This is a genomic window from Micromonospora sp. NPDC049523, assembly GCF_040676775.1.
Classification (GTDB): Bacteria; Actinomycetota; Actinomycetes; order Mycobacteriales; family Micromonosporaceae; genus Micromonospora_G.
Genome location: NZ_JBFAPP010000007.1, coordinates 77,938 through 86,458 on the forward strand (window position 1 = coordinate 77,938; position 8,521 = coordinate 86,458).

The 8,521-nt window shown below is 70.3% G+C and carries 6 protein-coding genes; all 6 read left to right on the forward strand.

The genetic code is table 11. The features are described from left to right. Positions 1-21 precede the first annotated feature (21 nt). Complete coding sequence (locus AB0J90_RS12730; RefSeq protein ID WP_363595212.1) at positions 22-1,695, forward strand: ABC transporter substrate-binding protein; 1,674 nt, start codon at positions 22-24, stop codon at positions 1,693-1,695. Beyond that, a complete protein-coding gene (locus tag AB0J90_RS12735; protein WP_363595214.1) occupies positions 1,695-2,651 on the forward strand; it encodes an ABC transporter permease in 957 nt (318 codons plus the stop codon). The genes AB0J90_RS12730 and AB0J90_RS12735 overlap by 1 nt, the downstream gene beginning before the upstream one ends. Next, positions 2,648-3,532 (forward strand): ABC transporter permease, encoded by an 885-nt coding sequence (locus AB0J90_RS12740; RefSeq protein WP_363595216.1) that lies wholly within the window; start codon positions 2,648-2,650, stop codon positions 3,530-3,532. Before AB0J90_RS12735 ends, AB0J90_RS12740 begins: the two co-directional genes overlap by 4 nt. Continuing rightward, positions 3,532-5,184: an ABC transporter ATP-binding protein gene (locus AB0J90_RS12745; protein WP_363595218.1), complete on the forward strand. Its 1,653-nt coding sequence runs from the start codon at positions 3,532-3,534 to the stop codon at positions 5,182-5,184. Before AB0J90_RS12740 ends, AB0J90_RS12745 begins: the two co-directional genes overlap by 1 nt. Before the next feature lie 69 nt (positions 5,185-5,253). Continuing rightward, positions 5,254-6,687: an LLM class flavin-dependent oxidoreductase gene (locus tag AB0J90_RS12750; protein WP_363595220.1), complete on the forward strand. Its 1,434-nt coding sequence runs from the start codon at positions 5,254-5,256 to the stop codon at positions 6,685-6,687. After that, on the forward strand, positions 6,684-8,521 hold a 1,838-nt coding region (locus AB0J90_RS12755; protein WP_363595222.1), incomplete at its 3' end, for an ABC transporter ATP-binding protein. The genes AB0J90_RS12750 and AB0J90_RS12755, both read left to right, overlap by 4 nt.

Sequence of the window (8,521 nt, forward strand, 5' to 3'; positions counted from 1 at the left end):
ATGAACAGCCAAGGAGCCTCCGTGCGCGTACGACGCAAGATGCAAAGCCTGGCCGGTGTGGCCGTACTCGCCCTGCTCGCCGGCTGCGGCGCGGGCGGTGGTGCGACCGCCGGCCCCGGCACCGCCAACGAGCCGGCCAGAGGTGCCGCGCTCAACGCCGAGGGGACCCCGGTCTCCGGTGGCACGCTGCGACTGTCGATGAACACCGACCCGCTCTGCCTCGACCCGCACGCCATCTCCTCCGACGTGGAGCAGATCTTCGGCCACATCCTCACCGATAACCTGATCTACCTGGACGAGCAGGGCCAGCCCGGGCCGTACCTGGCCGAGTCGTGGCAGATCTCGCCGGACGGCCTGACCTACACCTTCAAGCTGCGCCAGGGGGTGACGTTCAGCGACGGGACCCCGTTCGACGCCGAGGCGGTACGGGTGAACTTCGAGCACATGCTCGACCCGACCACCCGGTCACCGCTGGCCGGGCCGTACATCGCCCCGTACAAAGACAGTAAGATCATCGATCCGTACACCATCGAGGTGCACCTGAGCGTTCCGTACAGCCCGTTCCTGGACGTCCTCGCCCAGGGCTGGCTCGGCCTGCTCTCACCGAAGGCGATCAACGAGACCACCCCGGCGCAGCTCTGCGAGAAGCCGATCGGCTCCGGCCCGTTCGTGCTCACCAGCTACACCAAGAACCAGGGCGTGACCTTCGTCAAGCGCCCCGGCTACAACTGGGCACCGCCGCAGCTCAAGCAGACCGGGGAGGCCAAGCTCGACGGCATCGAGGTTTCCTGGGTCGGCCAGGACGCGGTCCGCTTCAACTCCCTCACCGGCGGGCAGTACCAGGCCACCGGCTATGTCCCGGCGCAGAACGCCGCCGCCCTGAAGAGCAACCCCGACTTCGTGTACGCCAACGTCAACCGGATCGGGCTGCCGTACACGGTCGAGTTCAACACCTCCCGCGCCCCGTTCGACAACCTCGACGTACGCCGGGCGTTCGCGGCGGCGGTCAACGTACCGGCGATCGTGCAGACCCTCGGCTTCGGTGAGCGGCAGCAGTCGACCAGTTACGTCGACCGGGTCACCAAGTACTACGACCCGGCGGTGAAGCTGCCCGGCTTCGACCCGAAGCTCGCCAACCAACTGCTCGACCAGGCCGGGTGGACCGCCCGCAACGGCGACGGCTACCGGACCAAGGACGGCAAGGAACTCGTCGTGCAGTGGCCGGTCAGCCAGGCCGGTACGGTCAGCCCGATCTTCGACCTGATCCAGGCCCAGGTGAAGTCGGTCGGCATCCGGGTGAACATCCAACTGCTGCCGTCGACCCAGGTCACCACCCTGCGCTACGCCGGTGACTACGACCTCACGTACGGCGTCTGGCACACCAACACCCCGGACGTGCTCTACATCAAGTACGCCAGCTTCAGCATCCCGAACGAGAAACGCCTGGGCCAGAACACCTCGCACCTGTCCGACCCGCAGGTCGACCAGTGGCTCGACCAGGCCCGGCAGACCACCGACCAGGCCACCCAGCAGAAGCTCTACAGCCAGGTCCAGGGCCGCCTCGCCGAACTCGTACCCGGTATCCCGGTCTACGACAACTCGGTCCTCTGGGCGTTCAGCCGGAAACTGCACAACGTCTCGGTGGACACCTCGCACGGCACGCCGCTGTTCACCTACGCCTGGCTGGAGAAGTAGTGGCGGCCCGGGCGGAACGGGCTCGCGCGCAGGTCAGACGGATCGGCGCCCGGGTGCTCGCCGGGGTCGGGGTGCTCTGGGGGGCGGCGACGCTGTCCTTCCTCGCCCTGCACGCGACCGCCGGCGACGCCGCGCTCGCGACCGTCGCCGGTGACGGCGCCAACCCCACCCAGGCCGTCCTGGAACGGGTACGCCAGGACTACGGGCTGGACCTGCCGCTGCACCGGCAGTACCTGAACTACCTCGGCAACCTGCTCACCGGTGACCTCGGTGAGTCGTACCAGCAGCGGATCTCGGTCACCCGGGCGATCGGGGAGCAACTCGGCCCCACCGTCGCCCTGGCGCTCAGCGCCGCGCTGCTGGCGCTGGTGCTGGCGGTGACGGTGGCGGTGTTCACCGCCGGCCGGCGTCGCTGGGTACGGTCGACCGCCTCCGGTGTCGAGGTGGTGATCGCCTCGTTCCCGACCTTCGTCCTCGGCCTGCTGCTCCTGATCGTCTTCTCGTTCCGCACCGGCTGGTTCCCGGTCTCCGGCAACGACGGCTTCTCCGCACTGGTCCTGCCGGCGGTCACGCTGGCCCTGCCGATCGCCGCGGTGCTCGGCCAGGTGCTGCGCGCCGAACTCGAGGACGTGCTGGAGCAGCCGTTCATCCTCACCGCCCGCACCCGGGGCATGCGCGACACGGCGGTACGCGTACGGCACGCCCTGCGGCACGCGCTGATCCAGATCGTCACCATGTCCGGCTACATGATCGGCACCCTGCTCGGCGGCGCGGTGATCACCGAGACCCTGTTCGTCCGCCGGGGCGTCGGGCAGCTCATGTTGACCGCCGTCACCACCAAGGACATTCCGCTGGTGCTCGGGGTGGTGCTCTTCGCCGCCGCCGTCTACGTGGTGGTGAACCTGGTCGTCGACATCGTCTACGGCCTCGTCGACCCGAGGGTGGTGACGGCGTGACAGCGCTCGACGTACCCGTGGCGGCCGTGCCGACCGCGACCAGCCCGACCGCCCGGCGGCGGCGGTCGAGGCGGCGGGCGATCCGGCCCGGTGTCGCCCTCGCGGCGGTGTTCCTCGTCCTGCTGGTGGTCGCGGCGTTGGTGCCGGAGTGGCTGGCTCCGCAGGATCCGTTGGCGCTCAGCCCGGACGGCGCGTTCCTGCCGCCCGGTCCGGGGCACCTGCTCGGCACCGACCAGACCGGTCGCGACGTGCTCAGCCGGATCATCCACGGTGCCCGCCCCACCCTCATCCTCGGGCTCGGGGCGACCGCGCTCGCGGTCACCGGCGGCACCCTGCTCGGCCTGCTCGCCGGCATCGGTGGCCGGTTCGTCGAGGGCACGCTGATGCGGCTGGTCGACGTCGCCCTCGCCGTGCCGGACCTGCTGCTGGCGCTGGTCGTGATCACCCTGGTCGGTACCGGCACCAGCAACGTGCTGTTCGCGGTGGCCTTCGCCAGCGTCCCGTACTACGCCCGCATCGTCCGCGCCCAGGTGCACGTGGTCCGCCGGGCAACGTACGTCGAGGCGGCCACCACGCTCGGTCTGAGCCGCTCGGCGGTGATCGCCCGACACGTGCTGCCGAACGCGCTCAAGCCGCTGGTGGTGCTGGCCACGATCCGGATCGGCGACGCGATCGCCAACGGGGCGTCGCTGAGCTTCCTCGGCCTCGGCACCCCGCCACCGGCCGCCGAGTGGGGCAGCATGCTCTCCACCGGCATCCAGTACATCTCCAACGACTGGTTCATGCTCGCCGTACCCGGCCTGGCGATCACCCTGACCGTGCTCGCGGTGACGGTGGTCGGCCGGGACCTGCGGCGCCGCTCCGAAGGGAGGGCCTCCTGATGGCCGACCCACTGCTCACGGTGCAGAATTTGCGGGTCGACTTCGACGGGGTGACCGTGGTCGACGGAATCTCCTTCACCATCGGCCGGGGCGAGTGCCTGGCCCTGGTGGGGGAGTCCGGCTCCGGCAAGAGCGTCACCTCACGCAGCCTGGTCGGCCTCACCGGCACCGGCGCCCGGGTACAGGTGGACCGGCTCGACTTCGACGGCGAGGACCTGACCCGGCTCTCCCAGCGGCGGTGGCGCCGGGTCCGGGGTGCGCGGATCGGGTTCGTGCTCCAGGACGCGCTCTCCTCGCTGGACGGGCTGCGCCCGATCGGCCGGGAGGTCGCCGAGCCGCTGGCCCTGCACACCCGACTGACCCGTACGGCTCGGCAGCGCCGGGTGGTGGAGCTGCTCGCCTCGGTCGGCGTACCGGAGCCGGAGGTACGGGCGAGGCAGTATCCGTACCAGCTTTCCGGCGGGCTGCGGCAGCGGGCGTTGATCGCGTCCGCCATCGCCTGCGCGCCGCGGCTGCTGATCGCCGACGAGCCGACCACCGCCCTGGACGCGACCGTGCAGGCCCAGGTGCTGGCCCTGCTGGAGACGTTGAAGACGAGCGACGGCGGCATGCTGGTGGTCAGCCACGACCTCGCGGTGGTGGCCCGGCTGGCCGATCGGATAGCGGTCATGCGCGACGGGGTGATCGTCGAGCAGGGCCCGACCGCGCAGGTGCTGGGCGATCCCCGGCACGACTACACCCGGGCGCTGCTGGCCGCCGTGCCCGGCACCCGACCGAAGGGCACCCGGCTCTCCGCCGTACCGGTCGCCTCCGAGCCCGCCGCGGGCGACACCGCCACCAGTGCATCGGGTGACGGTCGGTCGCCCGCCGGGGACGTGGTCGAGGCGCGCGGGTTGACCAAGTCGTTCCTCGGTCCGGACGGGGTTCGTCGCACCGTGGTCTCCGACGTGTCCTTCACCCTCGGCCAGGGTCGGACGCTCGGCATCGTCGGCGAGTCCGGCTCCGGCAAGACCACGACCGCCCGGATGGTGCTCGGGGTGGAGCAGCCCGACGCCGGTGAGGTACGGCTGCACGGCCGCGACTGGGCCGGGCTCGGTCAGGCCGAGCGGCGTAGGGAGCGGCGCCGGCTTCAGGTGATCTACCAGGACCCGCTCAGCTCGTTCGACCCGCGCTACACCGTCGAGCGGGTGATCGGCGAGGCCCTCGGCGTGATCGGCCATCCGCGTGGCGCCGCTCGCCGGGACCGGACCGTCGAGCTGCTCGAACAGGTCGGCCTTGATGCCGGTTATCTCGGCCGGCGACCGCTGGAGATGTCCGGTGGGCAACGGCAGCGGGTGGCGATCGCGCGGGCGCTCGCCCCCGAGCCCGAGGTGATCGTCTGCGACGAGCCGGTCTCCGCGCTGGACGTCTCGGTCCAGGCACAGGTGCTCGACCTCCTCGCCGACCTGCAACAACGCCTCGGGGTGTCGTACCTGTTCATCTCGCACGACCTGGGCGTGATCCACCACGTCAGCGACCAGGTGCTGGTGATGAAGGACGGCTCGGTGGTCGAGGCCGGCGACACCGCGCAGATATTCGAGCGCCCTCAGCACGCGTACACCCGTGCCCTGCTCGCCGCGGTGCCCCGGTTGCACCCGACCAGCTCCATCTAGATATCACCTAGCCTCCTAGGATGCACTACGGGGCGAGGCGCACGCCACACCTCACGAAGGACACCGAAGATGACCGCTGACCCGGCCAAGAAGAAGATCCACGTCAACCTCTTCGAGATGAACTGCGTCGGACACATCTCGCACGGCCTCTGGGTGCACGAGGACAACAACCGGCACCGCTTCAACGACATCGAGTTCTGGACCGAGCTGGCCGAGCTGCTCGAGTACGGCACCTTCGACGCGGTCTTCCTGGCCGACGTGATCGGCGCGTACGACGGGTTCCGGTCCGGCCCGGAGACGGCGCTGCGTGAGGCGGTGCAGATCCCGAACAACGATCCGCTGCTGGTGATCCCGGCGATGGCGGCGGTGACCCGTAACCTCGGGTTCGCGGCGACCTTCTCCACCACCTACGAACCGCCGTTCGCGTTCGCCCGCCGGATGAGCACCCTGGACCACCTGACCAAGGGGCGGGTGGCGTGGAACGTGGTCACCTCGTACCTGCCGAACGCGGCTCGCAACTTCGGCCTGCCCGACGAGGTGGAGCACGACCGCCGGTACGCCATCGCCGACGAGTACCTTGACGTGCTCTACAAGCTCTGGGAGGGCTCGTGGGACGATGATGCGGTGATCACGGACCGCGCCGACCGGGTGTACACCGACCCAGCGAAGGTCCGCTATATCAACCACGTCGGCGAGCACTACCGGGTCGCCGGCCCGCACCTGTCCCAGCCGTCCCGGCAGCGCACCCCGGTGATCTACCAGGCGGGCGCCTCCGACGCCGGTAAGGAGTTCGCCGCCCGGCACGCCGAGGCGGTCTTCACCGGCGGCAGCACCCTGGACGAGGTACGGGCGAACGTCGAGGACACCCGCAGCCGGGCCAAGGCGTACGGGCGCGAGCCGGAGCACATCAAGTTCCTCGCCGGCGCGGCGGTGATCGTCGGGCGTACCGACGCCGAGGTCGACCGGAAGGTCGCGGAGTTCCGGCGGCTGCGCAGCGTCGACGGTCACCTCGCCCATGCCGGTGCCGGACTTGACTGGACCCGTTACCCGCGCGACGAGCGGATCAGCGACATCATCGCCCGGCAGGACCCCGGCTACCAGCGGCTCGGCCGCCGTTACCGGCCCGAGCAGACCGTCGGTGAGGTGCTCGACCAGATCGGCTCGTTCAACCGGGGCCCGTTCTTCGTCGCCGGCACTCCGAAGGTGGTCGCCGACGAGTTGGAACGATGGGTCGACACCGGCGGTATCGACGGGATCAACCTGCGCCAGTTCCTCACCCCGGGTACCGCCGAGGACTTCATCGAGCTGGTCGTACCGGAGCTGCGGCGCCGGGGTCGCTACCGCGAGTCGTACGACGACGGTGAGACTCTGCGCGAGCGGCTGTTCGGGGCCGGGCAGGCCCGGCTGTACGACGTACACCCGGGCGCGCGCTACCGGGACCCGGCGCAGTTGTCGGTGCCGGCGAACCCGCTGCGGTTGAGTACGGCGGGCAGCCCGGCGTGACCTACCGCGCGCCACGGGCGGTGATCGACCCGGATCCGGCCAAGTCCTGGCTACGTCGGGCGTTTCCGCTGGTGGCGGCGCACAAGCGGCTGCTGCTGACCTCGCTGGTGCTGTCGTTCGTCGGCCTGGTCGTGCAGGTGCAGATCCCCAACGTGATGCGGCTCGGCATCGACCACGCGATCATCGCGCGCGGCGGTGACCTGGGCCGGTACGTCTGGTGGGTGGTCGGCTTGGCGCTGGGTCAGACGGTGGTCACCTACCTGGCCCGGCGCTACCTGCTGCGCACCGCGTACGAGATCGAGTACGACCTGCGCAACATCATGTTCGCTCACCTGATCCGGATGCCGTTCGGTTTCTACGACCGGGTGCAGACCGGTGAGCTGATGTCGAGGTCCAGTTCGGACATCCGAGCGGTGCAGATGTACCTCGCGTTCGGGCCGTCGATCCTGGTGCAGTGCACGATCGCCGGGATCGCGTTCGTGCTGATGCTCACGATCAACGTGCCGCTGGCCCTGGTCGCGATGGTGACCATGCCGGTGATCGGGCTGCTCGGGGTCGCCATGCGCAAGGCGATCTTCCCGATCTCCTGGCTGATCCAGGCCCGGCTGGCCGGGCTCGCCACGGTGGTCGACGAGAACATCAACGGGGTACGGATCGTGAAGGCGTTCGCGGCCGAGGGGCGTCAGCTCGACACCCTGGCGACGGCGGCGGACCGGGTGCGGTGGGCGTACCTGACCGATGCCCGGATCCGTTCCCGGTGGTCGCCGGTGATCGAGAACCTGCCCCGGCTGGGCCTGGCATTGGTGCTGCTGGCCGGTGGCTGGCTGGTGTTCGACGGGCGGACCACGGTAGGCACGATCGTCGCCTTCAACACCTATGTGCTGATGCTCCAGCCGCCGTTCCGGATGCTCGGCATGATGATCATGATGGGTCAGCGGGCGGCCGCCTCCGCCCAACGGATCTACGAGATCCTGGACACCCGCTCCGACGTGGTCTCGCCGCCACACCCGGTGCGCGTCGACCTCCGCGGCGACCTGCACCTGGATCACGTGCGGTTCACGTACGCGAACGGCACGGTCGCGCTCGACGGCCTCGACCTGCGGGTTCGCGCCGGTGAGACGGTGGCGGTGGTGGGGCGTACCGGGTCCGGGAAGTCGACCCTCGGGCGGCTGCTGGCCCGCTACTACGACGCCGACAGCGGCACCGTGCGCATCGACGGGCACGACGTACGCGACCTCGACCTCGCCCGACTGCGCGAGCAGGTCGGCATCGTTCCGGACGAGCCGTTCCTGTTCTCGGTGTCGATCCGGGACAACATCGCCTACGGCCGTCCGGACGCCAGCCTGGACGAGGTTGTCGCGGCGGCAGTGGCGGCCGGGGCGGACGGCTTCGTCCGGGCCCTGCCACAGGGCTACGACACGGTGGTCGGGGAGCGCGGCTACACGCTCTCCGGTGGCCAACGCCAGCGCCTCGCCATCGCCCGTGCGCTGCTGGTCAACCCGCCGGTGCTGGTTCTCGACGACGCGACCAGCGCCATCGACGTGACCGTCGAGCACCGCATCCACGCCGCCCTGCGCGACCTCATGCGCGGCCGGACCACCGTGATCGTCGCGCACCGGTTGTCCACCATCGGGCTGGCCGACCGGGTGGTGCTGATGGAGGCGGGTCGGGTGGTGGCCGAGGGCAGCCACGCTCACCTGCTCGCCACCGAGCCCCGCTACCGGGCCGTGCTCGCCGAGCGGAACCCGACCGCCCCCGTTGCCCCGGTCGTGCTCACCGACCGGAACCCGACCGCCCCCGTTGCCCCGGTCGCGCTCGCCGACCGAAACCCGGC